Here is a 25,966-nt window from a genome sequence, read left to right on the forward strand (position 1 = left end):
CTTAGAGAGCAAATAGCGTGCCATGATTTATAGTATTGATTTTAATCATATAAAAATTAAAGTTAGTCATTATGACATTGATGTGTCATTGTCATAATGACTAACACTATGTCGGAATGACAAAATATGAGTTTATCCATTCAGTCACTGGCCAAAATAGCCATTGAGCTACAGGGCGGCTTATCAGGGCAAGATCGTTTTCAGACGTTAGTCAGTAGCTTGCGGCAATTACTGCAATGCGATGCCTCGGCACTTTTACGTTATGAACATCAATTGTTCCGCCCCTTGGCCATTGATGGTTTATCGCCTGATGTGTTGGGGCGGCGTTTTTCGTTGTCATCCCATCCGCGATTAGAGGCCATTGCCCGGGCAGGGAATGTGGTCCGTTTCCCGACTGACAGCCATCTGCCTGATCCCTATGACGGCCTGATCCCGGGCCATGATGAGCTAAAAGTCCATGCCTGTATTGGTCTGCCCTTGTTTGCTGATCAAACACTTATTGGTGCATTAACTTTCGACAGTATGAACCCGCTGCAATTTGATGGATTCAGTGATGAAGAGCTTAAACTGATAGGCGTATTAGCGGCCTCGGCATTGAATAATGCACTTTTAGTCGATGTGTTGGAGAAGCAAGCGCTCCCTACGGTTAGTTCATTAAGCATCCAAAAACAAGCCACACCAAGCTCGGAAGACGAGATGATTGGCCTGTCACCGTTGATACTGCAACTAAAACATGAGATAGGGGTGGTAGCAGGTTCAGAACTGAATGTGCTAATCACCGGAGAGACGGGGGTAGGTAAAGAGTTGGTTGCTCAGGCAATTCATCATTTATCACCCAGAGCTGCGAAGGCATTAATCTATTTAAACTGTGCCGCCTTGCCCGAGAATGTGGCGGAGAGCGAATTATTTGGCCATGTGAAGGGGGCTTTCACCGGTGCAATACATGACCGAACCGGTAAGTTCGAAATTGCCGACAATGGCACACTATTTCTTGATGAGATAGGCGAGCTTTCTTTGGTACTTCAGGCCAAATTACTCCGTGTTATTCAGTACGGCGACTTACAGCGCGTCGGTGACGACAGTACCAAGCGGGTGAATGTGCGTATTATTGCTGCTACCAATTGTGATCTTAAACAAGCAGTTATCGAAGGGCACTTTCGCGTTGATCTGTTTCACCGTTTGAGTGTATTCCCGTTACATGTTCCACCGTTACGGGAACGGAAAGGGGATATTGTCCTGTTAGCAGGATTTTTTGTGGAGCGGATAAGAAAGAAACTGGGGCTTCAGCAGTTGGGCATCCCGGCAACCACACTAACCTTGCTAGAGAATTACAGTTGGCCCGGAAATGTGCGTGAATTGGAACATGCTATTTATCGTGCTGCGGTATTAGCGCGTGCCTCACAACCGGCGACAGAATCTGCGCAACTGCATGCTGACTTATTTAATATTACAGTCACCACTATACCGGGTATTTCACCGATATCAGTCAGTGAGGACCAAGGTAGCGCGCCTGTAGACCTGCAAGCGGCGACCCGTGATTTTCAGCGGCAGGTTATCATGCAGGTTCTTCAGGAGCATGGGATGAATTGGTCGGCATCTGCTCGTGCGCTAAACCTTGACGCAGGCAACCTCCATCGTCTTGCCAAACGGCTCGGCATAAAACGATAGGAGGCCGCCGTCACCAACAGTCCATTTTATCCAACGGTTAGTGACGTGCCTGGGTAAATGAGCATTAACCGGATAAGGAATCAGGATTTTCGGCAATGAAACGTTCGGCATCCTCAACCATCGAAGAGGTGCCGACAAAGAAGGGGACTCGTTGATGTAATTGCTCTGGTGGAATATCCAGAATACGATTTTTCCCCTTTTGTGATTATGCATCTTCAAATATGACAATTCCCTCTTCCTCAGAAGCGATACCTGCCACTTCCCCACGAGCGTTTTCATGATACGGTCCCTGAATCTACAGTAGCCATCAGTCCTCTGATGTCAGTTCGGTCAATTTTTCTGTCGGTTTCTTTTGACCAAGCGGGTTATTACCCCAACATTGTTCATATTTCCAACCCGTCAGTTCTTCAATCGTTGCGCGGGGGCCAGCAGCAATGTCAGCTATCGCACCACCGGCCTTAATCCGGGCAATCTCTGCCAACAGAACCATATGACTCTTTCTGTCGAGTTTCATCTGTGTGGTATAAAAAATTGCCACTAATGCCAGCGCGGTTACGCCGATGGCAAAGACGCCAACAATCGCCTGAACCGCGGTTTCTGGCTGCACCGACTGACCAGAGACAAAGCCAAATCTGCTGAGTGTCCAGCCCATCGCAAACACAATAACCGAACGAACCATTTTGCCAGCGAATGTCATTGCACCCGCATATAGACCCTCACGCCGACGCCCCGTGAGAACTTCATCTACATCAGCGAGGAAGGTATAAACGGTCCAGGGAATATAATAAATACCGCCGGTACTCAGACCAAAAACAACGGTGATTGCGAATAATACAATGACAGTGGTCGTGTCAGACCAACCGGTAAAATAGAGCGCGGCATAGGCAAAAACACTGACAATCACCACCTGCAATGCAATACGGAAAGGACGGGCAAAGCCCATTTTCACACAGATGCCGATAAAGAATGCGGTCGAGATCAGTTGCATAATCGAACTGAAGCTATTGAGTTGCGACACCAGAACAGCACTTTGGCGTAAACCGAAAATGATAAAGTAGGTGAATGAGGAAGCGAATAACCACTCGGCACCAAATCCAAATAGATACATCCCTAAATGTTTACGGAAAATACGGAGCCGAAATGTTGACGCCATATCAATACACATTTTTTTCAGCGCCTGAAACAAACTACTGGTGGTCTCTTTGACCACTTCACTGGCCGGGCGCTCCCAAGAAGAAACGTACAGGAAGATCATGGCACAACACATGATAGCTCCATATGCGATGCCGGTATAAAGGAAGGGGGCCGGAGAATCCTTGCCATAGAGCGCAATAAATTGCCCTGGAATAAAGGCCGCCATAAAGTTGGCAACTTTTCCGAATATCGCTTTTGATCCCGTCAACTTGGAGCGCTTAGCAAAATCGGTTGTCATCTCTGTGGCTAGCGTTTCGTATGGCACCATGATCGAGGTGTAGATCAATTCAAACATGGCATAGGTTATCAAGTAGTACCAAAAGCCAAAACCACTCACCCAAAGTAGGGGATAGAACAAGACCAGCGGAATACCGATGAGGATAAAGAAGCGACGACGTCCAAACATGCGGCCAAGGCGGGTGTTATAAAAGTTATCGGTGATGTAGCCCATGATAGGGTTACTGATGGCATCAAGAATGCTGGCTAGAGAGAATATGGCGGCAGCCTCAACGACAGAAAGCCCACAAAACGTGGTATAGAAATACATAAGCCACGCGCCACTGATCGCCAATGCACCACTGCCCAACAGGTTTGCACTGCCGTATGCAACCGTGTGCCTGATGGTTATTTTCTTTTCCATTTGCATCCCTTCATTTAAATGAAACAATGTTTCATATTTATCAATCTTGCGTTTCTTTATAATCCTCTTGCTGTGTTTAAAATGAGATCACGATCACGATCTGGTGGGTTGTATGAAAAAAAACGCATTTTTTATGAATAAATATCTATATCTGAATCTCGCTAGAAGAGTTTCTGTGGCTTGCGGGCGGGGAAGGTGTCGCTCAATAATCATGAGCATTATGCAGAGTTACTATTTTTGTGACTCAAATCACAAAAATATTGAAATGCCGTTTTAAAAATAGTAAACTTTGTTTAGTGATGCAGATCACACAAATAAATCTCAACGCTCTCAGAGGAACAGCCAATGAAACACTTAAATGACATCAGTAAATTGTTTGAAAAACTGGGCGATGCTTACGATGATTTCTGCCAGCGTATTGGCTCTATTGTTTCTCCATTTTGATGGGGTACAGTAGCTGTAGTCACTCGAGTTAGAAAAAGGCGTAAACAGAGTTTATCGCCTTTTTCTAGTCGAATTGACTTTATCACTTATGAGCTATAAGTGATCGAAATCTGATGCGTCGTGGCGCTCAGGCAACTGCTCATTTGGTTCTCCCCAGGTCCGATTGACGATACGCCCCCGTTGCACGGCTGGTCGTTTCGCAATATTCTCCGTCCAACGTATCAAGTGGGTATAGGATTTAACATCCAGGAATTCCCCGGCTTCATATTGCAAGCCTAAAACCAAATTGCCATACCACGGCCAGATGGCGATATCGGCAATCGAATATTCATCCCCTGCAATATACTCATGTGTTTTGAGCTGAGTATTGAGCAAATCAAGCTGGCGTTTAGCTTCCATGGTAAAACGGTCAATTGCGTATTCAATTTTTACCGGTGCGTAATGATAAAAATGACCAAAACCCCCGCCTAAATAAGGTGCCGCGCCCTGTAGCCAGAATAACCAGTTCAGTGCTTCCGTTCTCTGTGCGTGATCTTTTGGCAGGAAATGGCCGAACTTATCCGCCAGATAAAGCAAAATAGCACCGGACTCAAAAACTCTCACCGGAGTCGGCGTTGAGTGATCCATCAGCGCGGGGATTTTTGAATTAGGATTCACTGCGACAAAACCACTTGAGAACTGGTCGCCTTCACTTATTCGAATCAAGTGGGCATCGTACTCTGCGCCTTTCTCGCCCAGCGCCAATAACTCCTCCAGCAGAATAGTGACCTTCTGGCCGTTGGGTGTCGCCATGGAGTAAAGCTGTAACGGATGTTTGCCAACAGGCAGGACCGCTTCATGACGTGCACCTGCCGTTGGGCGGTTGATTTTGGACCATACACCGCCACTCTCGTTATTTTCCGTCCAGACCTTTGGAGGCTGGTATTCGTTATCTTTCATCATTGATTACCTTATTTCAGAATGAATACGAACTTAATAATACGCATAGTGATTATGCATCAATAATAAAAGATAACAGGGATAATATTTGTTGTTAAGCGGCAGGCATGGACCGGGCACAGTTGGCAGTAGGCCAAAAGAGCATTACCAGTAAGCATGAGGTCACTCAAATTTCATACAGTACCTTTGATGCTTCTTCAACTTGCCGCTCCAGCAGTTTTAGCGTTTTTGATAATACGTTTTCTTGTTCTTTGAACCAGTTATCTTTATCGGACAAAGAGGTGACAAGCTGCCAAGAGTCTTCATCCTCTAATGCTTCCAGTTCACGCAACATCACGTCAATTTGATCTCTGACCTGCTTAATTTTTCTGCGCAGCCGTTCAAGATCGTCAATACAATCACTTGCCATTAGCGGTTCAAACCCACGTTTTAAACTCTCGAGTAACGCGTTAATTGCGGGGAAATCTCCCCGTTGGCGGGCTTGATTGAGCTGGACCATCAGTTGATGTGCTTTCTCTTTAAACTCATCGGCGACTAAATCTGGATGGCAGAGTCGACTGGCTTGCCGCCACAGGCGTTTTAGCTCTTGGCGCTGATCAACTGAGAGTTTTTGTTCATTACTATGCCGCTGTTCGGCATCTTTTTGCTGCTCCTGATAGCTCTCGTACTTCTCTTTCGCTTCTTCCCGAGCTTTACGGGTTGACTCAGTATTGCGGGTACAAAAACCCTTTTCCAGCTCTTTAATTTCCGCCAGCAGTGCGGCGATTAAATCCGTTTGCTGCTGAATCTGTTGTCGTATCTCAATGGTTTCACTCGACATAGCAGAGAGCGCTAACCAGCGCTGTTTTAACGAGGCAAGTTCATCAATGGCTTGAGATATATACTGCTGGCAGTTGCGATAATCGCGTTCCCTGCGCCGGGCTTCGGCCTCTGCTTTACGCAGAGTACATTCCGCCAACTGTTTACGTAACTGGAGGATTTTATTCATCAATGGGCCAAGGCGCACCAGATAGAGATCATTAAAGTCATCCAGCAACTGAACCCGCTCGTTACGTTTATCGATTAACTCGCGTAACTGTTCCTCCAGTGCTTTTAGCTCCATTTTACAGGCGGCCAATTCAAGGTCTTGCCACTGGGTAACCGCTTGTTTACTCGCCAGCCAGGCTGCAATTGCGTCTAGCGCATGCGTAAATTTCCCTTGTTCAATTTCCATGGCAATAAAAGCCAGCACCGCGTCCTGGGATTCGCTTTTAAGATAAGGCAGTTGTTGTCGGATAATATCCTCATCTTCAAGCTCAATAGCACTTTTAATGATCTCCAGCCGTTTAATGAGTTTTTTCATAAATATTGGATTTGCTGATAGCGTAGACAGGATAGCGACATACTAAACAACAGGTGCAAATTGTTCCAGATTAATAAGAATTTTCTCATTAGAATGGCCCGTTTCATGCCATAAAAGTGACTTTCTTATCATCCAGACCTAATGAGCGGCCAGGGGACATGACTTTCAACACAAAAATTGTAATCGGTGACGATGAAAACAGATATGGTAAAACGAATATATAATTGACTTTAACGCCAAGACTTCTAAGATAACCTCAGTATTCAGTCTTGGAGATCCCATGATTACACTCACGCCATTACAGCTTTTCAAAAATCTGTCCGACGAAACACGTCTGAATATCATCCTGCTGTTGCGAGAGTCGGGCGAGCTATGTGTTTGCGAGCTTTGTGACACATTGGATGAGTCTCAACCCAAGATCTCCAGACACTTAGCAATGCTGAGAGAATCTGGACTTTTACTCGATCGCCGTGCAGGGAAGTGGATTCACTATCGTCTGTCACCACATATCCCAGCTTGGGCGGCCACGGTGATTGAGCAGGCCTATCTTAGCCAACGAGATAAAATCGTTTTGCTGGCGAGCGGTAATGTAGCCTCGGGCGGTAAGGCAATTTGCCGCTAATACAGTAAAAATTCGCCTAATCATATATGAATTTACATATTTGATTGGAAGAGAAAGCAGATAGCAGATAGCAGGAAGGATGGTCTAGCTCATCTGGCCGTTGATGTTTAATCCATTAAAATTTACCGGGCAGGAGAGAACTCTTGCCTTTCGGGGGCGGTATGTTGTTGGCAGGTGCTATTTTTGTCCTGACTATTGTGCTGGTTATCTGGCAACCCAGAGGGTTGGGAATTGGCTGGAGTGCGCTGCTCGGTGCGGGACTGGCGTTACTGACCGGTGTGGTTCACATGGGTGATATTGCTGTGGTGTGGCAGATTGTCTGGAATGCGACCGCGACTTTTATTGCCGTGATCATCATCAGTCTGCTGTTGGATGAATCCGGTTTCTTTGAATGGGCCGCACTGCATGTGGCCCGCTGGGGCAATGGCCGTGGCCGTTTGCTGTTTACTTACATCATCTTATTAGGTGCAGCAGTGGCAGCACTGTTCGCTAATGATGGTGCCGCGCTGATCCTGACACCGATTGTGATTGCGATGCTGTTGGCGCTGGGCTTCAGCCGTGGTGCTACGTTGGCTTTTGTGATGGCAGCCGGATTCATTGCCGATACAGCCAGCTTGCCACTTATCGTCTCGAATTTGGTCAATATTGTCTCAGCTGATTTCTTTAATCTTGGATTCACTGAATACGCGGCAGTGATGGTGCCGGTTAACCTGGCCGCCATTGCGGCGACGCTGGTCATGCTGCATCTGTTTTTTCGCCAAGATATTCCTGCCGTTTACGACCTGTCGCTGTTGAAGGCACCAAAAGAGGCCATCCGCGATATCAACACCTTTAAAACCGGGTGGTTGGTGCTGGTGCTGCTGCTGTTGGGTTTCTTTGGCCTGGAGCCACTTGGTGTGCCCGTCAGTTTGGTCGCCGCCGTGGGGGCGCTGATATTGTTTGCCGTAGCGAAGAAAGGACATGCCATCAACACCGGCAAGGTGCTACGTGGTGCGCCATGGCAAATCGTTATCTTCTCACTGGGTATGTACCTGGTAGTCTATGGCCTGCGGAATGCGGGACTGACTCATTACCTTTCCGCCTTGTTGAATCAACTGGGGGAGCAGGGATTATGGGTGGCTACGCTCGGTACCGGGTTCCTGACGGCGTTCCTGTCTTCCATCATGAATAATATGCCGACCGTGTTAGTGGGGGCGCTATCGATTGATGGCAGCTCTGCCACCGGCGTGATCAAGGAAGCGATGATTTATGCCAACGTTATCGGCAGTGATCTGGGGCCAAAAATCACCCCGATAGGTAGCCTGGCGACCTTATTGTGGCTGCATGTACTGTCACAAAAGAATATGACCATTACCTGGGGCTATTATTTCCGGGTGGGCATTGTCATGACGATCCCGGTGCTGTTGGTCACGCTGGCAGCATTGGCTCTGCGATTATCAATGATGCAATAACTATTATTTACCCTCCAGAAGGCAATGCCGGCTGGGGTTCCAATGAGAGATCACCCAAATGAGCAATGTGACTATTTATCATAATCCGGCCTGCGGCACATCGCGTAACACGCTGGAGTTAATTCGCAACAGTGGCACTGAGCCCACGCTTATTCGGTATCTGGAGACACCACCAAGTCGTGAGGTGTTGGTAAAATTGATCGCCGATATGGGGATCACGGTTCGGGCGTTATTACGTAAAAACGTCGAGCCTTATGAGCAATTAGGTCTGGCAGAAAACACCTTCAGCGATGACCAACTGGTTGATTTTATGCTGCAGCATCCCATCCTGATCAACCGCCCGATTGTTGTCACGCCACTGGGTACCCGGCTGTGTCGACCTTCTGAGGTGGTGTTGGAGATTTTGCCCGATGCGCAACGTGGTTCGTTCACCAAGGAAGATGGTGAACGGTTGGTAGATGAGCAGGGCAGACGTGTAGCTGAATAATCAGGCATTCAGCGGGCATTCTCTATTGAATGACGCTGGGTTTCTCAGCAATCGCGTTAATTGCGTCTGAACTGTCAATTTGCTCGATTAAGTATGCCAATATAATCGAGCAAATTAGCCTGTTACTTCACATATTCAATAAGCTGTTTATCTTGGGATTCTGTGCAACAAACAGACCTTCTAAATAGCTTATATAGGATATTTCGATTGTTTTGCAATATCTAATATTGAGCGAAGTAATGTCCTGAATCCTGGTTTTTCTGTCCAATTTGGCGCTCCAGAACGCATGTATTCGATAGAGACAATATCAGTAACACTAACGTCGGAGAGCTGTTTTAATGAGTGGTAACCCATACTCTCTAACTTCGCGAGAATGATATCACTCCCTCCGCTAATCCCGTGTAATCTCTTACGTAACTTAATACTTTCTTCTTTAGAAAACATGATTTTCTTTACGCTATAAGTAAACAATAAGGATCTTCAGATGAAGAAGTAAACGACAAAATATCACGGAACTTTAAATGATAATGTCACTACGATATTTAACATTTTAAATATAAATGAAAGTTAAACGGTTGGTATATTTATTAATTTGAGGATTTACCGCGCCCTATAGTACCGTTTAGAAAAGTGTTTATAGGTCACTGCTACCATGGTCTTCTTCGGGCATATTATGCTTTAGGGCATATAGAGAGGGTCCAGCACCACCATAAAAAAACTATTAATCACTGACGCTAGTTAAATACAATAAAAAAGTTAAATAAATTAAGCCATATAGTCACATTTTTAATAAATGAAATAATGTTCGCTCATTTGTGCCATATGACTCTTTACTATTACCATCCGAGTGAGTGGGGTCGAAAGCCTATCGATTAGAAAGAAAAGCATCGACGATTAACCTGCTCGATGCTTTAAACTCCGCCTGACTATCTGTTATTGCATCAATTATATAAGGTTGAAATGTTCAGCATTCGCTATTTAAACGGGCATTCTATATTCAATGACGCCGGGTTTCTCAGCAATCCAGTTATACAGTTTTTGCGCCGTCAAATTACGCTCCTGAGTATGCCAGTATAATCGGGCACATTGGCGTCCCTCGGCTTGCTGTTTCACATATTCAATAAGCTGCTTACCAATATGTTTCCCTCGAGACGCAGAAGCAACAAACAGGTCTTCTAAGTAACAAAAATCATTGATAGCCCAAGTTGAACCGTGAAAAACATAGTGAACGAAGCCAAGAATTTTCGAACCTTCTCGCGCAACTGCACAATACATCGGGATCTCTGCGTCAAAGAAACGCTTCCATGTTACAAGCGTTGTCTCTTCCGGCAACTCAACGTTATAAAATTGCTGGTAGTCCAACCAATAGGGCAGCCATTTAGCGTAATCATCTGCTTGTACTGGGCTCACTGAAATAGTATGCGTATTATCAATCATATCAACCTCTTGTATTCATAAATAGAAATATAAGCCTTTAGAGATTGAATCATAGTTTTTATAGTGGTCTTACATAAGGTACACTTTCTTCATTTTTCATGGGTCCACTTTACAATGAAAAAGAACGATGCCAACTTCCCCAGTTTATTGCTTAAGAAAGGCGTAATTAAAGAGCAGTTTCATCATGCGCTAAAAGAATTGATCCTCAATGGGCAATTAAGGTCGGGAACTAAACTTCCTTCCAGCAGAACGCTTTCTGAAATGATGTCAATTTCCAGGAATTCGGTTATTTCGGGTTTCGAACGCTTGATTGATGAAGGCTATCTAATTACCAAGAAGGGCGCGGGTACTTATGTTTCATCCATTATTCCTGATGAAATGATTCATATACAAGCTACTCCCCAACACCAATGTGCTGATGATAAAAACATCGAACTCAATATTAATCCGCAAATGAAAGTAATGTCCTCAATTTGGGATAAATCCTCACCTTATACCGGACAAAATCGAATGTTTAGTATTGGAATAGGGTGTACAGATTTATTTCCCCATGAACTTTGGGGGCGGTTATTAGGGCGAGCGTGGCGGCAGTTTCGCCAACAGATTGGGCAATTAAATGAACCTTTAGGATTTCAGCCATTAAGGATGGCAATATCTGATTATGTTCGAACCACACGTGGTTTAAATTGTAATGAAGACCAAATACTCATTGTTAATGGGACTCAACAGGCGATGAATTTGGCGGCACAAGTTCTGTTGCAAAGGGGCGATGAAGTTTGGCTGGATGAGCCAGGATATGATGGTGCTTTAGGTGCATTTACTGCCATGGGTGCCAAAATTTGCCCTGTAATCAGTGATAAAGACGGTATGGATATTTCCTATGGCATCAGGGGCTGGCCAAATGCCAAAATGATTTTCACTTCTCCTTCACATCAATTTCCGCTGGGAGGAACATTGAGTTTATCGAGGAGGATGGCTTTACTTGACTGGGCGGCTGAAAATAAAACGTGGATTTTTGAGGATGACTATAATAGTGAATTCCGCTATACCGCTCCGCCGATACAAGCTCTTCAGGGGTTGGATAAACAACAACGAGTAATTTATGCCGGAACCTTTTCAAAAATGATGTTCCCCGAATTTCGCTTAGGTTTCCTGGTGATACCGAATAATCTCATTGAGTCATTTAAGCTCGCTAAATACTATGCAGATACGCGTACATCTTATTTAGAACAAGCTACACTGGCCACGTTTATTTCTGATGGTCATTACGCCCGCCACGTGAGACGGGTCAGAAAAGCCTGCTACGAACGTAAAAAAGTAATAATAGACGCCATACAACGATATCTGCCAAATAGTTTTAAGATTGAACCTGCTGATTCAGGTATTCATATTGTCTGCTGGTTATTAGACAATCTAAAAGAGCAAGATATTATCGATAAATGTCGTAAAATTGGGCTAGGGGCACAACCACTTTCTCGTTATTGCCAAACAAATTCGCCAGAACAGGCTATTTTATTAGGTTTTGCCGCTCATTCACCTGCGGAAATCGTAGCAGGGATACAGCGGCTGAGCCAAATAATTGCCTAAATAGTTTAGTTAACCACCCCAGCGGCTTCGAAGGTAACTGACTGCTTCTTGGGTCTGTGGTTGGTTGAGGTTATTCTCTCTAAACAGAATCGTTCCGGTGATTTGTGGTACTGACTCGTTCCAATCGAGCTGCTTTTTCAGCTCTGGCACGCCCCCATTATTCGACCATTCAGGCTCATTTTTTGAAGGTTCACCCACTTTGTACAGGGCAATACCAATATAGAGCCGTGTTTTTGTGGGTTTCACCACGCTAACCCACCATTTGGCTAGCACATCATAACGGGCTACTTGGCGTGAGAAGGGCCAATAAAGCTGCGGAGCAATGTAATCCAGTAATCCCAGTTGTACCCAGAGGCGGGTATCTGCATAAGCTTCATCATATGCCGCCGCTCCTCGCGTGTCGGAACCTGCTGGGTCGTGTGAACGGTTACGCCAGACACCAGAAGGGCTGACGCCGAATTCAACGTTGGGTTTCAATTGCTTGATAGTGCGTGAAACTTGTTGAATAAGTTGCAGAGTGTTGTGCCGTCTCCAGTCCGCTTTTGATTCAAATAATTGACCATACTTTTTGAATGTCTGGCTGTCGTTCAGGGCTGAATCTGCTGACTCGGCATAAAAATAATCATCAAATTGCACACCGTCAATAGGATAACGTGCAACGACTTCGGCCACGATACTGGTGATCCAGTCCCGTACCTCAGGGATACCTGGGTCGAGGACAAAACGCTCGTTTGCGGTGCGGACCCAGTCGCGATGTAGCACAAATACGCTGGCCGGATGTAGCGACAATGTACGGTTCAGTTCTGTAACAGTAGCCGGCTTGGTATTGACAGATACCCGATAGGGATTGAACCAAGCATGGACTTTCATGCCACGTTTGTGCGCCTCATCCAGCATAAACTGCAGGGGATCGTATCCAGGATCCTCACCAATATTGCCCGTCAGCATATCTGACCATGGCAAAATTTTTGATGCCCACAGTGCAGTTCCATCAGGCTTAATCTGGAAGAACACGGTGTTGATACCGAGAGTTTTTAGCTTATCTAACTTATCGGTCAGTGCTTGCTGCTGCTGGCTGATGCGGATAGCAGAGCTGCTGGCATTGACTGACGCTACCGGTGGCCAGTCGAGGCGGGAAACAGTCGCCAGCCAGACACCGCGCACCGGCTCCTGACTCTGCTGAACTTTAGCCACCGAAGGTAGCGGGGTGACGAGCGACCTCGGCGGTTCGGAGGAGCAACTGGCAAGTAAAAGAGTACAAGCGAGAAGTGCACCCCGCGGTGTAACTTTAGTTACAGAGTGAAAGCGATGAGAACAGGCGATAATACTCTCCAGTTTTTGATAATTGCCTGGCAAAGAAACCGACTATCCTCTGCTAAAGTGCAAGCAGCGGCTATGGTCATCAGTGGCAAAAATAGACAATACGGACATTTTTGTCCTCTGTTTGTTTAAGTTTTCAATTGTTTTATTTAATTCTTCTATTGATAACTTCTTCTTTATCTTACTGTTAATGGTGTTAAAAGGCATAAACCGGAGCTAAACAGGCCAGTTGAGCCTTAACTAACGCTAACAGGGATTGTACTTAATATCTGAGTCAGTATTCAATGGTGCCTTATTTATTATTCCTTCGAGCAGAATTATATTCAAATCATCCGATTCTTGTATCCAAATACATGAAATTTGATTTTACTCATTGCTGTGGATACTCGCACATCGTTCCCATAGTCACACAGACCTGCGCGGATCTTCAGCTAACGAATAGAGGAATTATTTTATATGACGGAAAATATATTTACTAACTTCCCAGACGCGGCGAGACAGGCGGCATCAGAAACTTTTGAAGAGTTGATATCTCAACCAAATGTCCATATTGAACGCATAATATCAACCGGGCAATCGAGTCCGCCAGATTTCTGGTATTGTCAGCCACAAAGTGAGTGGGTGATGGTTGTACAGGGATCAGCATGTTTGCATTTTGCAGATGAACCGAGCGTTCGTGAACTACACGCCGGGGATTTTGTTAATATTCCAGCCCAGTGCCGGCATCGAGTTGCATGGACCGATCCGAATGGACCGACTATCTGGTTAGCGGTGCATTATGGCGAGTTAGTTAATAAATAATAACCTTGGGATAATGACATAAATAATTTTAGGTTCGCAAACCATTAAAGATGGTGATGAGGCAGTAAAGAATTATTTCCTGAAACTGATAATGTCGACAGAGGTTGGGGAGTGAATACATGAGAAATCACTCCTGACAACATAACGAACATTCATCAAAATCTGCAATGAACAATGAAGATCATAACAAAATAGAGAGGGGCATCATCAAAGGTAACTGACGGATTTGTGATGGTGGCACAGATAACCATGAAGTTATGGGTTGCTCCAATCAATTTAACATAATATACATTATACGCACCAAGGTGGTGTTAGGTAGAATCTGAGGGTTTAGGCTTTATCATGTATGTGGTTGTTGATTATTTAAATCTCTTCGTTGGTACGCCAGCTCAGGGGAAACTTGCCTGCTCAGGTTGTATCAATCCAGTGTACTTGCCAAGCTCCTGGCAGGTGTTCCGTACTCACGAACATCTTGTACCATTGCGCTGGCGTAGTTCACGCTTCATATTTTACGGTCCGTCATTAATTACTCAACTATCCTTGGCTGGGCCTTTTGAGTTATCTACGTTCTACTAAAAACAGCACTGGAATCGTCTTCCAGTGCTGTGGTTGGATCATTGTTCAAATACGATATTAAGGCACTTCACTTTGCTAACGCGACTTCCAATGCGGAAATATCATCAGAGCTGAGTATGGGAATTAACCGGGCTACTTCGTCTTCAGATTTGTCGTAAATACTTAAATTTAGAATGCGTGTTACGACATCTTGTGTAAAACGAAATTTAATAACGCGTGCCGGATTGCCACCAACAATAGCGTATGGCGGAATGTCTTTTGTAACAACACTCCCAGCCGCGATAACGGCACCCTCACCGACCGTAATTCCAGGCATAATCATGCAACGCATACCGAGCCAACAGCCATCGTTCAGCACTGTGTCCCCCCGGTGCTGATATGAGTTTTTTATCATGCTCATAAATGGATAAAGGCTAATAAAATCAGTACAATGATTGTTATTACCTCCCATCAAGATAACTGTTTCAGCCGCAATACAGACATAATCTCCGATGATAAGCCTGTCTGTATGCCCAAGCGGCTCCCATTCCTGACTGATGGTATCCCCATGCAGGTATCGAACGACAGATCTTTCAAATCCCTGATCCCAGCTATCGCTGTAGTAGCTATGTTGGCCTTTGATTTCAATATTTGGATTTTTAACAGTGAGATGGAGATATTCCACTCTTGACCAATGTTTCTCTTTCATGACTTTTCCCTTTCAAAAAGAAAGCCACGGAACATTTTAATTTCGTGGCAGTGACTACACGTTCAAATAATCACTGCATTCAGTTATTCGGGGATGGAGCAACAGCGGACAGAGGTAAAAATTCATATTCATCACGATCACCTTTTTATCTATTTTAAGCAAATTATCTTATATGTTCAATCGGGCGATGATCCTTGCCCGAATGTGCAAAAATCCTAAAAGCAGCCGATCCACTGGATAAAACCCGCAATGAGAACAATACTTACCTTTCCACTGGAATAAGGCTTCACATAACCGTAAATATTATTGATGAGAGGATACTATGAAATTATTTAAAGCAATGACAACATTAGTTCTTTTAGGGGCATTCTCTTCCGGTGCCATCGCCGCCGAATTGTTAACTAAAGATGAACTGAGTAAAAGCCCAGGTCAATACGAAAAAATCGGCAATATTGTTACTGCTGGCGAGTTAGCGCCAAGTGATGCTAAGGAAGAATTGTCTAAAAAGGCTGATGAGCTTGGTGGGGATTATTTTGTTGTAACATCAGCAAATACCAACACAAAAATTCATGCTACTGCTGATGTTTATAAGAAAAAATAACCATGATAGTTTGCTCGGTAATATCAGAATGGGCTGTGAAGTGACAGCCCAATTTATTAGATGGCAAATCTCCCTGATTGCCTATTTTTTTGTTACACCGTCACCAATAACCCCCCTTTTTAATCCTATCTAGATCCGGTATGCTCGAAATATGTCAGAAAATCTTGTGGATCTGAAACGTGATTCCAGTAGCCAACTTAAATTATCTATTCCAATATAAATCAGTAAATTACCACAACTCCCACTGGTGCGAATGATGAGCCAATCGATAGTGCGCAATTCCGCTCTGCCATTATTGGTTGCTGGCGCTTTCTTTATGGAAAATCTCGATGGGACAGTTATTGTCACCGCCATGCCGCAGATGGCGACGGCATTTGCAGTACATCCCATTGATATGAATATTGGTATTTCTGCTTACATTCTGACACTGACGGTTTTTATTCCTGCCAGTGGTTGGATTGCCAATCGCTGTGGCGCTCGTAATATCTTTGCTGCCGCAATGATTATTTTCACATTAGCATCAGTGCTGTGTGCATTAAGCACTGATTTGATGACATTTACTGCCGCAAGAATTTTGCAGGGTTTTGGCGGTGCGATGATGGTCCCGGTCGGTAGGCTCATTGTATTACGTAATACGGCCAAACCTGATCTGATCAAAGCCATCGCCACCATTACCTGGCCCGGATTGGTAGCCCCGATACTCGGACCTCCTGTGGGGGGCTTTATTACTACCTATGCTTCTTGGCACTGGATATTTATATTAAATGTTCCATTGGGGATCATTGGGTTATGGCTTGCATGGCGGTTAATACCGCAGGAGTCGCCACAGAAAGAAACGCCTTTTGATACCCTTGGTTTTCTGTTAACCGGCGCTGCTTGTTTTAGCCTGATGTTTGGTCTGGAATTATTTAATCATCAAAACTTGTCACGTTTAATCCCACTATTCTGTATTGCAGGCAGCCTGATACTAGGTTCACTGGCGGTGTATCATGCAAAACATCAGGCATTCCCATTGGTTGATTTGTGGGCTTTGCAAATAAAAAGTTACAGCGTCACTATCTGGGGTGGCGGTTTATTCCGAATGGCTATTGGTGCTGTTCCCTTCTTGCTGCCGTTGCTATTTCAGATAGGTTTTGGCCTGAGCGCTTTTAATGCCGGTTTGTTAGTGTTGGCGGTGTTTGCTGGTAACCTGGTAATGAAACCTTTTACCTCTGCTATCCTCTATCGCTTTCATTTCCGCCCTACACTATTGGTTAATGGTTTACTCAATGCCGCGACTATCTTTGCCTGTGCGTTTATCACGCCAGAAACACCAACAACGCTGATTATTGTGTTGTTATTTATCAGCGGATTGACGCGTTCAATGCAGTTTACTGCGTTCAATACGCTGGCTTTTTCTGAAGTGCCTGGTCCGAAAATGGCCGGTGCCAATACGCTATCTAATATGGCGCAACAGATGGCAATTGGCCTCGGCATCGCCATCGGAGCCTTAGCGCTGCGGATAGCTGAGTGGTTTCACCCCCATCGCGCAGGTGTGATCCCATTGGAGAATTTCCAGATAGCATTTGTGGTTATCGCGCTGGTCGCATTACTATCGTTAGTAGATACATTAACCCTTAGCGGTGATGCGGGCGATGAAGTACGTAAGAAACCATCACGACGCTAAAATGTGTAGTGGACTATGCCGGAATAGCTTCCTTCTGTAGTTAAGAGTATGTTAATCATATCAATTATATTTTTAGCAACTAAAAATAAGGAATGTGTATGATCGTTTTCGTCACTGGTGCAACCTCAGGGTTTGGTGAGGCAATCGCTCGAAAGTTTATTAGCCACGGTCATCAGGTTATCGCTACAGGTCGTCGTCAGGAGCGTTTGGAAGAATTGAAGGACGAATTGGGTGAGCAGTTACATATCGTACGTTTAGATGTACGGAATCGGGCGGCTATTCAGCAAGTTATCGATGAGCTACCTACCGAACTAAAAGATATCGATCTGTTAGTTAACAATGCCGGTTTGGCATTGGGGTTGGAACCTGCACATAAAGCTAATGTTGAAGACTGGGATACGATGATTGACACCAACACCAAAGGTTTGGTGAATATGACTCGAGCATTATTGCCCGCAATGGTGGCACGTAATGTTGGTCACGTGATTAACATCGGCTCTACTGCCGCCAACTGGCCGTATGCCGGTGGTAATGTTTACGGAGCCACGAAAGCGTTTGTGAAACAATTTAGTCTGGGTCTGCGTGCTGACTTGCACGGTACACATATTCGTGTGACGGATATTGAGCCTGGTATGGTCGGTGGCACTGAATTCTCAGCAGTTCGCTTTAAAGGCGATGGCGATAAAGTCAATAAAACCTACGATGGCGCTAATCCACTGATACCTGAGGATATCGCTGAAGCCGTCTATTGGGTTGCTACGCTGCCAGCACGGGTCAATATTAACTCACTGGAGATGATGCCGGTCAGTCAATCTTTTGCTGGGTTGAGTATTCATCGCGAAGGTTAATATCAGGCGTTATTGGGTAAAATTGGGCTGGGGCTATCACCGCCCCACCCTTAATTTATCCGCCAGTCCGCAACAATTATCAGCATCCCAATCAGAGCGACCCCTGCGCCGACCCAATCGAACAGTGAAAGTTTCACGCCATCCACTACCCGTAACCAAATTAGCGCTGTCGCGACATAAACCCCACCGTATGCCGCATAAACACGCCCACTGGCAGCGGGATGCAGTGTCAATAACCAGACAAACATTGCCAGACTGGCCGCCGCGGGCAGTAATAACCAGAGAGGGCCTCCTTTACGTAACCACAAATAGGGCAAGAAACAGCCAATTATCTCAGCCAGTGCGGTAACAAAAAACAGTAACGACGTCTTTAACATGTTCTGATCTCTTGATATTGCCAACAACATCTTACCTCTGAGGCAAATGTTTAAAATTAACATTAGGTTACTCTACATATTCCCGACAAACCTGTCGCTGACTGGTTTATATACCGAAAGCAATGATATAATTTTTTATCCGCTGATAGCGTGCCAGTAAACCACATGATGATTTAACATCACCGACTAATAAAGGACTTAAGACGATGAAAATAACTAGCCTGCCACGCCTGACGCGTGCGTTTCTACCGCTAGCTTTGGTTATGCTTGCCTGGCAAACACCGGCCCTGGCACAGGCGACCAATTGCACCCAAGGCAGCACTTGTGTTTCTGTTGGTGGTAGTAATGATTCGATGTCCAAAGAACAGGCTCGCCAAAGCCAACAGCAATGGGATGATACTCATCGCCTGCGCAATAAAGTTAATACCCGGGTTGAAAAGAACTTTGATAAGTTTGATCGGGCTGAAGATGCGAAAGACAACTGCGACCGCAGTGAAAATTTGAACGCCTATTGGGAGCCTAACACGCAGCGCTGTCTGGATCGGTTATCAGGTCGCCAGATTAATCCGTAATGGGTGGCTATGGCTCAGATTTACTTGAGGTTATGAGAATCTGGACTATCCTTTAGGCACGGTTTAAGAATCAATATGTTAGGCAAGCTATTCATCCACATAAGGATTTTATGATGAAAAAAACGCTTATTATCAGTACATTGTTGTTATCGCTGGCCCCTTTGGCTGCTCTGGCATCTTGTGAAAGTGTGAAAGCAGATATCACGCAGAAGATTATCAATAATGGGGTGCCTGAGTCCGGCTTTAAACTGGATATCGTTCCTAATGATCAAGTTCAGCAAGCTGGCGGTCAGGTGGTTGGACATTGCGAAAATGATAGCCAGAAAATTGTTTATACCCGCATAACCGACAGCGAGTAATTTCGCCGTCACCGGTCTGGGTGTGCCTTTCGGTGCACCCTTTTGTTTTATCAATAATTTATTTCTGCATTTCTCAATTTTTACTGGTCATTCATTTGATGGCAAGTAACAATCGATGACAAGTAACACACTCTCCGTCAACTTACCTATCAATCACCAAAGTATGGGGTTTACCTCACTATGTCAGTCAGTAGCGTTGCATGAAACGGCCTGCCCACCTGTATTACTATCGCGCCATGCTGCGTCGACTACTGATTTCGATCATGCTGGGTATGATGGCAGCCTTGATTGTTTGGTTATTCCATCAAGCAATGTTGGGCTTGGAGTGGCTGTTATTTGCCCGAACTGATGGCAGTCTGGTAGCCGCTGCCTCTTCTATTACTGGCTGGCGACGCGCATTAACCCCCGCATTAGGTGGTTTGGCCGCCGGTGCTCTTTTATGGGGATACCAGCGTTACCGAAAACAAAAGCCCAGTGCGCCAACTGATTATATGGAGGCCATCGAGATCGGTGATGGCCGGTTAGATGTTTCCGCCAGTCTGGTCAAGTCTCTCGCTTCATTACTCGTGGTTTCCAGCGGCAGTGCGATTGGTCGCGAAGGGGCAATGGTGCTGTTGGCCGCTTTGTTTGCGTCCGTTTTTGCTCAGCGCTATGCCAAACCTAACGAATGGAAGCTTTGGGTTGCCTGTGGTGCCGCCGCCGGGATGGCCAGCGCCTATCATGCGCCGCTGGCGGGCAGTCTATTTATTGCGGAAATTCTGTTTGGTACGTTGATGCTGGCCTCACTTGGGCCAGTAGTGATCGCTGCCGTCAGTGCATTGCTCACCACCAACCTGCTGCACGGTGGCCAGGAAACCCTTTATCAAGTGCAAGCGCTACCATCACCGTGGCCAATACAATATTTACTGATGGCACTATTAGGCTTGCTGGCTGGCTTCTGTGGCCCCTTGTTTTTAAAAGGGATGGCCGCCAGTGGCGATGCTTTCCGCTCGCTGAATCTTTCTCCCCCATTACAGCTTGCGCTGGGGGGGATAATTGTCGGGCTATTATCGCTGATTTTCCCTGAGGTCTGGGGCAATGGCTACAGTGTGGTGCAGTCACTGTTGACAGCTCCGCCAGGGGTTTTATTGATTGCAGGTATATTGATATGCAAATTGTTGGCTGTATTAGCCAGTAGCGGTTCAGGTGCTCCGGGCGGGGTATTCACCCCGACCTTGTTTGTTGGGGCCGCGTTAGGCATGTTATGTGGGCAGATGTTTGCCTGGTGGCCAGCTCTTGGTGACAATATTGCGTTGTTGATGGCACTGACCGGTATGGCGACTCTATTGGCTGCGACCACTCATGCCCCTATCATGGCGGCATTAATGGTTTGCGAAATGACGGGCGAATACACCCTACTCCCAGGATTACTATTATCCTGTGTTATTTCAACAACAATAGCCCGATGGTTGCGTCCGATTTCGGTATATCATTCACGCTAAAATAGGCAACTAATGCAATAGTGGATAGCCACTATTAATTTAATCAGCCCAAAGGGATAAATAGATGATCAGCCGATCGCCGTCAAATCTAAATATTTCGCCAGCGGCTTCTCTTCTGGATGAGGAAGATAAGGTAATTGCCCTAATTGTGGCGCAGGTAACCGTTCGCGTAGCATAGCAATTGTTTCGGCGTAATGAGCTAATCCGGGATTAATTCGATTTGCGACCCATCCCAATAAGGGTAATCCATCGTTGATAATGGCTTGTGCTGTTAATAATGCATGATTGATGCAACCTAATTTAATTCCGACGACTAAAATAACCGGCAATTGTTCCTGTATCACCCAATCAGAATAGAAACGCTGGTCATTCATCATAACTTTCCAGCCACCACAACCTTCGACCACAACCGTATCGGCTTTGGCGGATAAACGTTGTAATCCTTCGGTCATTGCACCGTAATTAATCAGCGTATCCGTGCAGGCATGGATAACATCCCCTTGCAGCGGGAATGGATTAACTTCCTGATAATCCAACTTTATAGAGGATGAAGCCTGCAAAATAAGTGCATCCTGATTACGCAACCCTTCAGGTGTCTCTTTACTTTCTGTCGCTACCGGCTTATAGCCTACCGCTGTTCTGCCATTTTGGCTTAAGGCCTGAAGTAAGGCCCGTGACACCACGGTTTTACCGACAGCAGTGTCGGTACCCGTCACAAATACACGCGTTAACATAACAATACTCCGCAATCTGGCCACTTAGACTCAAGTCTTTCCGCCTAACATTAGCGAAATTGGCAACATGGATAAAAGTCTAGGCGATGCCGACAACAGACAGCTTGCGTTAGCGCAAGGTTTTGCCGAACTGAGAGAGGTTTTTAACGGATAACACCAAATAATAGGAGGAATACATCGTACATACCCACTAATAATTAACCCATAATTATTAGTGTTAATACCTACCCTTGCAGCAACTTCACCAATAATGAACCGTTATATAACGCTTCTTTTACTAATGCAGCTCCTGGCATTGTGCCCTGATTAAAAAATGCTGTAGGTTCAACCAGAATATTCTCACTGTAAGCAGGTAGTGCTTGTTGACGAATACATGACGCAATTGCCGGATGTAGAATAGATGCGGCTTTATTTAATGGGGAACCGACCAGAATTTTTTCCGGGTTAAATAAATTGACCATAATGGCAATAATTCGGCCAACACTGTGGCCAACGCCCAGAATAATATCTTTAGCTAACTGATCGCCCGCCAGCGCCGCATCACATAAAGATTCAACATTCAGTGGAGAACTGTGTAATAGCGAACTCATTGAACCATTTAATCGTTGCTGGGCAATTTCCAACATATTCTCGATACTGGCAACTGTCTCAAGGCAGCCATGATTACCGCAATAACAGCGCTTGCCGTAGGGATCCACCTGAGTATGACCAATCTCCACTACGCTACGACTACCTGCGTGCAATACCCTTCCGGCAGTGATAACACCAGCACCGACGTTATGATCAATCACCACCTGGATGACATTCTGACAGCCACGTGAAGCACCATACAGTGCTTCGGCCATCGTCCAGGCACAAATATCGTGTTGTAGATAGACAGGTAATCCCGTGCGCTGTTCCAGTGCTGGGCCAAGCAGCATCTCATCAACATCATAAAACGGCATTTTATGCACAATACCCGCCGGGGCATCAATGATGCCAGGCATAGTAATTGCAATCGCAGTTAACCGCTCAAGCTTGTCTTGATGCCGAATAAAGAATTGATCAACTTCATTGAGAATACGATTAAGTAGCGGTTCAGGATGACTATCCGGTAACGGAATTTGATCCTCAACCACCAGTTTACTGCTGAGATCACGCAAGGCGAGAGTAATAGAACCGCGACTGATACGCCCAGAGACATAATGCCAAGCTTCGGTATCAAGAACTAAACCAATGGCAGGCCGCCCACGGCTGCCAATATCTTGATATTCGGTCTCTTTGACCAGATGAGCCTCAACCAGTTCCCGCACAATCTTCGTGATACTGGCCGGGGCCAGTTGCGCCCGTTTAGACAGTTCAATACGGGATATTGGGCCGAACAAATCAATCAGCCGATAAACGGCTCCTGCATTGGTCTGCTTGATTTGATCAATGTGCCCAGGCTGTCCATCCGTTATCACTGAACCGGCTCCTTCTCTGCCAACCGAGTATTTTTCGCGCTTCTAAATAAAGATTATCGGCTATGTTGGGGCTTTTAGTATATGCCGTCAACTATTTGATTAGTTATGTGATTTACTGCACATAATCACCGGTTTTCCTGGCTTTACTGCTGGTTATTTATACGGAGTCAGTTGGCGGGCGTCGCTTGAGTATCCTTAGCCATCAAGCGAATCAACGCTTCTGCTGGGGCGGTTACTGGCCGATGTTTATGATTAACCAACCACACTTCGGTGGTGGCATCAGGTTCAGCCAAAGGTAAATATTTCACCCCATCCACTTTTACTCGGGTAAATGAGGCCGGCAGTATCGACACGCCCAAACCAGAGGACACCAAACCGACGATGGTCATCGCCTCTCCTACTTCTTGCGTAATATAAGGCGTGATACCCGCGCGGGTTAATAGTGCGAGGATTTCATCATACAGGGCAGTACCCACTTCACGCGAAAAGAAAACAAAGGGTTGTTCTGCCAGTGAGCTAAATTTAACACTCCCCGAAGGTAAAGCCGCTAAGGGGCTTTTTTCGTGGACAACGGCAACCAAAGGTTCACGTAACAACAGACGATATTGCAGTGCCTCCGGCAATCGTGTATTGCGCATTACACCAAGATCAAGCCGCCCATCCAGTAAAGGTTCAATTTGCTGTCTACTGTTAACTTCCCGCATTTTGATATGCACTTGAGGATGCAGTTGCCGGAATGCCTGTAAATTTTTAGATACCGTGCTAATAAAAGGTGCCGATGAAGTAAAACCGATAGTCAGTTCGCCGGATTCTCCGCGATGCAAACGCCCCGCTTTTTCCGCTGCCGAATGCACTTGGGCTAAAATTTGGTAAGACTCCTTTAAAAACAAGGAGCCGGCTTGGGTCAGGCTGACATTACGGTTGTTACGCGCCAAGAGTCGGGCACCAATTTGCTCTTCCAAACTCTGAATTTGCTGGCTGAGTGGTGGCTGAGAAATGCGCAAGCGCTCTGCCGCCCTACCAAAGTGCAATTCTTCTGCTACGGCAATGAAATAACGTAAATGTCTGAGTTCAATACTCATTGCGCTCCATTGATATGTTTAAAGTCTCATTTATAATAATTAATATATTAGACAAAAAACTCAGCTATTTCTATGCTCTTCTCATTAAGCTAAATAGTGGCTAAATCGAAACAGACAGTCTTTAATTGGGTTATTGATAAGGAAATACCGTGACCACCTCTTTGCGCACTACGACCACCGTAGCGCCGACATCCGCAGCACACGATGGTGCAACTTCGTTAGTTCCGCTTCCCGAGGTTACACGTTTAACTAAAAGGCCATATATTCAACGTGGTACACCAGAATTTATCCGTGTGACACTGGCTTTCTTTTCAGCAGGATTAGCTACATTCGCCCTGCTCTATTGTGTACAACCCATCCTGCCACTGTTATCTCAAGACTTTAATATCTCACCTGCGGGCAGCAGCTTATCGCTTTCAGCCGCCACCGGCATGTTAGCGTTTGGCCTGATGTTTACCGGTCCACTTTCCGATGCCATTGGACGTAAGTCGGTCATGGTCGTTGCGCTAATGCTGGCGGCTATCTGTACTTTAATTTGTGCCTTTATGACCAGTTGGCAAGGGATTTTGTTGATGCGGGCATTGATTGGTCTGTCCTTAAGCGGCGTTGCTGCTGTGGCCATGACCTACCTCAGTGAGGAGATTCATCCAAGTTTTGTCGCACTCTCCATGGGCTTGTATATCAGCGGCAATTCCATTGGAGGGATGAGTGGCCGCCTGGTGACGGGGGTGTTGAGTGACTTCTTTTCCTGGCGTATTGCACTGGCGGTTATTGGGTTGTTTGCTTTAGCTGCCGCTTGCATGTTTTGGCGAATTCTCCCGCCGTCTAAACATTTCCGCCCAACGTCGTTACGCCCTAGAACACTGGTGATTAATTTCAAGCTGCACTGGCGTGACCCAGGCTTACCACTGCTGTTTGCCGAAGGTTTTCTGATAATGGGCAGCTTTGTCACCTTATTTAATTACATTGGATACCGCTTGTTGGCTCAGCCTTATTATATGAGTCAAGCAGTGGTGGGATTATTATCGATAGTGTATCTGACGGGTTCTTATAGTTCACCGAAAGCAGGTTCGCTCACCAGCCGATATGGTCGTGGGCCGGTATTATTAGCCGCAATAAGTATGATGCTGGCCGGTGTTATTATTACCAGTTTCCCCCCGGTGATTACGATTCTTTTCGGCATGATGATATTTACAGCCGGTTTCTTTGCTGCTCACTCGGTTGCCAGTAGTTGGATTGGGCGCCGCGCTCGTCGCGCTAAAGCTCAAGCCTCATCACTCTACCTATTTTGCTATTATGCCGGTTCTAGCGTAGCGGGAACATTGGGGGGCATTTTCTGGCTTAATTTAGGCTGGACTGGGGTGGTGGGGTTTATTGCGACGCTGCTACTGCTAGCACTGTATGTCGGGCAGCGATTACGTAAATTGCCAGAAGCCGCACGAATTTAATCTTTAATTATCGAGATAAGATCTATTGGGCGCCAAACTATAATTTGACGTCCTGTCGCCTATGTATCTATTATTAATATGAAACTTAATACAGGATTACTGCTAGTTAGCGTGTAAATTAAGTATCTAACGTATTTAGGGATTTTACGAAAAATATTTC

The 25,966-nt window shown here is 45.6% G+C and carries 23 protein-coding genes and 1 pseudogene; 13 read left to right on the forward strand and 11 right to left on the reverse strand.

The window, feature by feature from the left end:
• Positions 1 to 126: 126 nt before the first annotated feature.
• The gene (gene norR / locus V1953_RS10035) at positions 127 to 1,668 is read left to right on the forward strand and encodes a nitric oxide reductase transcriptional regulator NorR (RefSeq protein WP_372569193.1); all 1,542 of its coding nucleotides are present in this window, start codon (positions 127 to 129) and stop codon (positions 1,666 to 1,668) included.
• Positions 1,669 to 1,732: 64 nt separating this feature from the next.
• Here norR and V1953_RS10040 read toward each other — a convergent pair.
• The 4 genes and pseudogenes from V1953_RS10040 to V1953_RS10055 form a co-directional block, all read right to left on the reverse strand.
• Positions 1,733 to 1,864 (reverse strand): annotated as a pseudogene (locus V1953_RS10040) (class 1 fructose-bisphosphatase); the annotation flags it as partial.
• Between the two features lie 111 nt (positions 1,865 to 1,975).
• A complete protein-coding gene (locus V1953_RS10045) occupies positions 1,976 to 3,502 on the reverse strand; it encodes an MFS transporter (protein WP_442850865.1) in 1,527 nt (508 codons plus the stop codon).
• Between the two features lie 537 nt (positions 3,503 to 4,039).
• Positions 4,040 to 4,885, reverse strand: a complete 846-nt coding sequence (gene yghU, locus V1953_RS10050) for a glutathione-dependent disulfide-bond oxidoreductase (protein ID WP_083158831.1) — start codon at positions 4,883 to 4,885, stop codon at positions 4,040 to 4,042.
• A gap of 166 nt (positions 4,886 to 5,051) precedes the next feature.
• Positions 5,052 to 6,227: a DNA repair protein gene (locus tag V1953_RS10055; protein WP_442850866.1), complete on the reverse strand. Its 1,176-nt coding sequence runs from the start codon at positions 6,225 to 6,227 to the stop codon at positions 5,052 to 5,054.
• Positions 6,228 to 6,507: 280 nt separating this feature from the next.
• Here V1953_RS10055 and V1953_RS10060 point away from each other — a divergent pair, with 280 nt between their 5' ends.
• The 3 genes from V1953_RS10060 to arsC all read left to right on the forward strand — a co-directional run bounded on the left by V1953_RS10060 (position 6,508) and on the right by arsC (position 8,787).
• Positions 6,508 to 6,849: a metalloregulator ArsR/SmtB family transcription factor gene (locus V1953_RS10060; RefSeq protein ID WP_102970408.1), complete on the forward strand. Its 342-nt coding sequence runs from the start codon at positions 6,508 to 6,510 to the stop codon at positions 6,847 to 6,849.
• Positions 6,850 to 7,010: 161 nt separating this feature from the next.
• Positions 7,011 to 8,300 (forward strand): arsenic transporter, encoded by a 1,290-nt coding sequence (locus tag V1953_RS10065; RefSeq protein ID WP_083163637.1) that lies wholly within the window; start codon positions 7,011 to 7,013, stop codon positions 8,298 to 8,300.
• 58 nt (positions 8,301 to 8,358) lie between these two features.
• Positions 8,359 to 8,787, forward strand: coding sequence for a glutaredoxin-dependent arsenate reductase (gene arsC / locus V1953_RS10070; RefSeq protein ID WP_442820889.1), 429 nt, complete (start codon positions 8,359 to 8,361; stop codon positions 8,785 to 8,787).
• 978 nt (positions 8,788 to 9,765) lie between these two features.
• Here the strand turns inward: arsC and V1953_RS10075 are convergent.
• A complete protein-coding gene (locus V1953_RS10075) occupies positions 9,766 to 10,224 on the reverse strand; it encodes a GNAT family N-acetyltransferase (protein ID WP_372569188.1) in 459 nt (152 codons plus the stop codon).
• A 114-nt stretch (positions 10,225 to 10,338) separates the two neighbouring features.
• On the opposite strand from V1953_RS10075, the gene pdxR reads away from it, so the two are divergent.
• A complete protein-coding gene (pdxR, locus tag V1953_RS10080; protein ID WP_083158836.1) occupies positions 10,339 to 11,811 on the forward strand; it encodes a MocR-like pyridoxine biosynthesis transcription factor PdxR in 1,473 nt (490 codons plus the stop codon).
• 9 nt (positions 11,812 to 11,820) lie between these two features.
• Here the strand turns inward: pdxR and V1953_RS10085 are convergent, their stop codons facing one another.
• Complete coding sequence (locus V1953_RS10085; protein ID WP_227746590.1) at positions 11,821 to 13,134, reverse strand: glycoside hydrolase family 10 protein; 1,314 nt, start codon at positions 13,132 to 13,134, stop codon at positions 11,821 to 11,823.
• A gap of 453 nt (positions 13,135 to 13,587) precedes the next feature.
• Here V1953_RS10085 and V1953_RS10090 point away from each other — a divergent pair, with 453 nt between their 5' ends.
• Positions 13,588 to 13,932 (forward strand): cupin domain-containing protein, encoded by a 345-nt coding sequence (locus V1953_RS10090; protein WP_442848680.1) that lies wholly within the window; start codon positions 13,588 to 13,590, stop codon positions 13,930 to 13,932.
• A 643-nt stretch (positions 13,933 to 14,575) separates the two neighbouring features.
• Here the strand turns inward: V1953_RS10090 and V1953_RS10095 are convergent.
• Positions 14,576 to 15,196 carry a CatB-related O-acetyltransferase gene (locus tag V1953_RS10095; protein WP_083158839.1) on the reverse strand — a complete coding sequence of 207 codons (621 nt, stop codon included), beginning with the start codon at positions 15,194 to 15,196 and terminating at the stop codon, positions 14,576 to 14,578.
• Positions 15,197 to 15,518: 322 nt separating this feature from the next.
• On the opposite strand from V1953_RS10095, the gene yahO reads away from it, so the two are divergent.
• From yahO to ydfG, 3 genes are all read left to right on the forward strand, one after another.
• A complete protein-coding gene (gene yahO / locus V1953_RS10100; protein ID WP_083158840.1) occupies positions 15,519 to 15,797 on the forward strand; it encodes a DUF1471 family periplasmic protein YahO in 279 nt (92 codons plus the stop codon).
• A 256-nt stretch (positions 15,798 to 16,053) separates the two neighbouring features.
• Positions 16,054 to 17,463: an MFS transporter gene (locus V1953_RS10105; protein ID WP_102970409.1), complete on the forward strand. Its 1,410-nt coding sequence runs from the start codon at positions 16,054 to 16,056 to the stop codon at positions 17,461 to 17,463.
• Positions 17,464 to 17,561: 98 nt separating this feature from the next.
• Positions 17,562 to 18,311, forward strand: a complete 750-nt coding sequence (ydfG, locus tag V1953_RS10110) for a bifunctional NADP-dependent 3-hydroxy acid dehydrogenase/3-hydroxypropionate dehydrogenase YdfG (RefSeq protein WP_050085366.1) — start codon at positions 17,562 to 17,564, stop codon at positions 18,309 to 18,311.
• A 50-nt stretch (positions 18,312 to 18,361) separates the two neighbouring features.
• On the opposite strand, the gene V1953_RS10115 is transcribed toward ydfG, so the two are convergent.
• A complete protein-coding gene (locus V1953_RS10115; RefSeq protein ID WP_442850867.1) occupies positions 18,362 to 18,688 on the reverse strand; it encodes a YnfA family protein in 327 nt (108 codons plus the stop codon).
• Between the two features lie 206 nt (positions 18,689 to 18,894).
• Between V1953_RS10115 and V1953_RS10120 the strand changes: the two genes are divergently transcribed.
• The 3 genes from V1953_RS10120 to clcB all read left to right on the forward strand — a co-directional run bounded on the left by V1953_RS10120 (position 18,895) and on the right by clcB (position 21,100).
• On the forward strand, positions 18,895 to 19,260 hold the full coding sequence (locus V1953_RS10120; RefSeq protein ID WP_083158844.1) for a DUF1283 family protein: 366 nt from the start codon (positions 18,895 to 18,897) through the stop codon (positions 19,258 to 19,260).
• 113 nt (positions 19,261 to 19,373) lie between these two features.
• On the forward strand, positions 19,374 to 19,619 hold the full coding sequence (locus V1953_RS10125) for a DUF1161 domain-containing protein (protein WP_083158845.1): 246 nt from the start codon (positions 19,374 to 19,376) through the stop codon (positions 19,617 to 19,619).
• A gap of 200 nt (positions 19,620 to 19,819) precedes the next feature.
• Positions 19,820 to 21,100: a voltage-gated ClC-type chloride channel ClcB gene (gene clcB, locus V1953_RS10130; protein ID WP_083158846.1), complete on the forward strand. Its 1,281-nt coding sequence runs from the start codon at positions 19,820 to 19,822 to the stop codon at positions 21,098 to 21,100.
• 68 nt (positions 21,101 to 21,168) lie between these two features.
• Here the strand turns inward: clcB and bioD are convergent, their stop codons facing one another.
• From bioD to V1953_RS10145, 3 genes are all read right to left on the reverse strand, one after another.
• Positions 21,169 to 21,834, reverse strand: coding sequence for a dethiobiotin synthase (gene bioD / locus V1953_RS10135; RefSeq protein ID WP_372559022.1), 666 nt, complete (start codon positions 21,832 to 21,834; stop codon positions 21,169 to 21,171).
• A 224-nt stretch (positions 21,835 to 22,058) separates the two neighbouring features.
• Positions 22,059 to 23,276: a sugar metabolism global transcriptional regulator Mlc gene (gene mlc, locus V1953_RS10140; RefSeq protein WP_083158848.1), complete on the reverse strand. Its 1,218-nt coding sequence runs from the start codon at positions 23,274 to 23,276 to the stop codon at positions 22,059 to 22,061.
• 167 nt (positions 23,277 to 23,443) lie between these two features.
• Positions 23,444 to 24,358: a LysR substrate-binding domain-containing protein gene (locus V1953_RS10145; RefSeq protein ID WP_442847829.1), complete on the reverse strand. Its 915-nt coding sequence runs from the start codon at positions 24,356 to 24,358 to the stop codon at positions 23,444 to 23,446.
• 149 nt (positions 24,359 to 24,507) lie between these two features.
• Between V1953_RS10145 and V1953_RS10150 the strand changes: the two genes are divergently transcribed.
• Entirely contained in the window at positions 24,508 to 25,806 is a 1,299-nt protein-coding gene (locus V1953_RS10150) for an MFS transporter (RefSeq protein ID WP_083158850.1), read from the forward strand.
• The last annotated feature ends 160 nt before the right edge of the window (positions 25,807 to 25,966 follow it).

Origin of the sequence: Yersinia sp. 2541 StPb PI, assembly GCF_052217145.1 — a bacterium.
GTDB lineage: Bacteria > Pseudomonadota > Gammaproteobacteria > Enterobacterales > Enterobacteriaceae > Yersinia > Yersinia enterocolitica_E.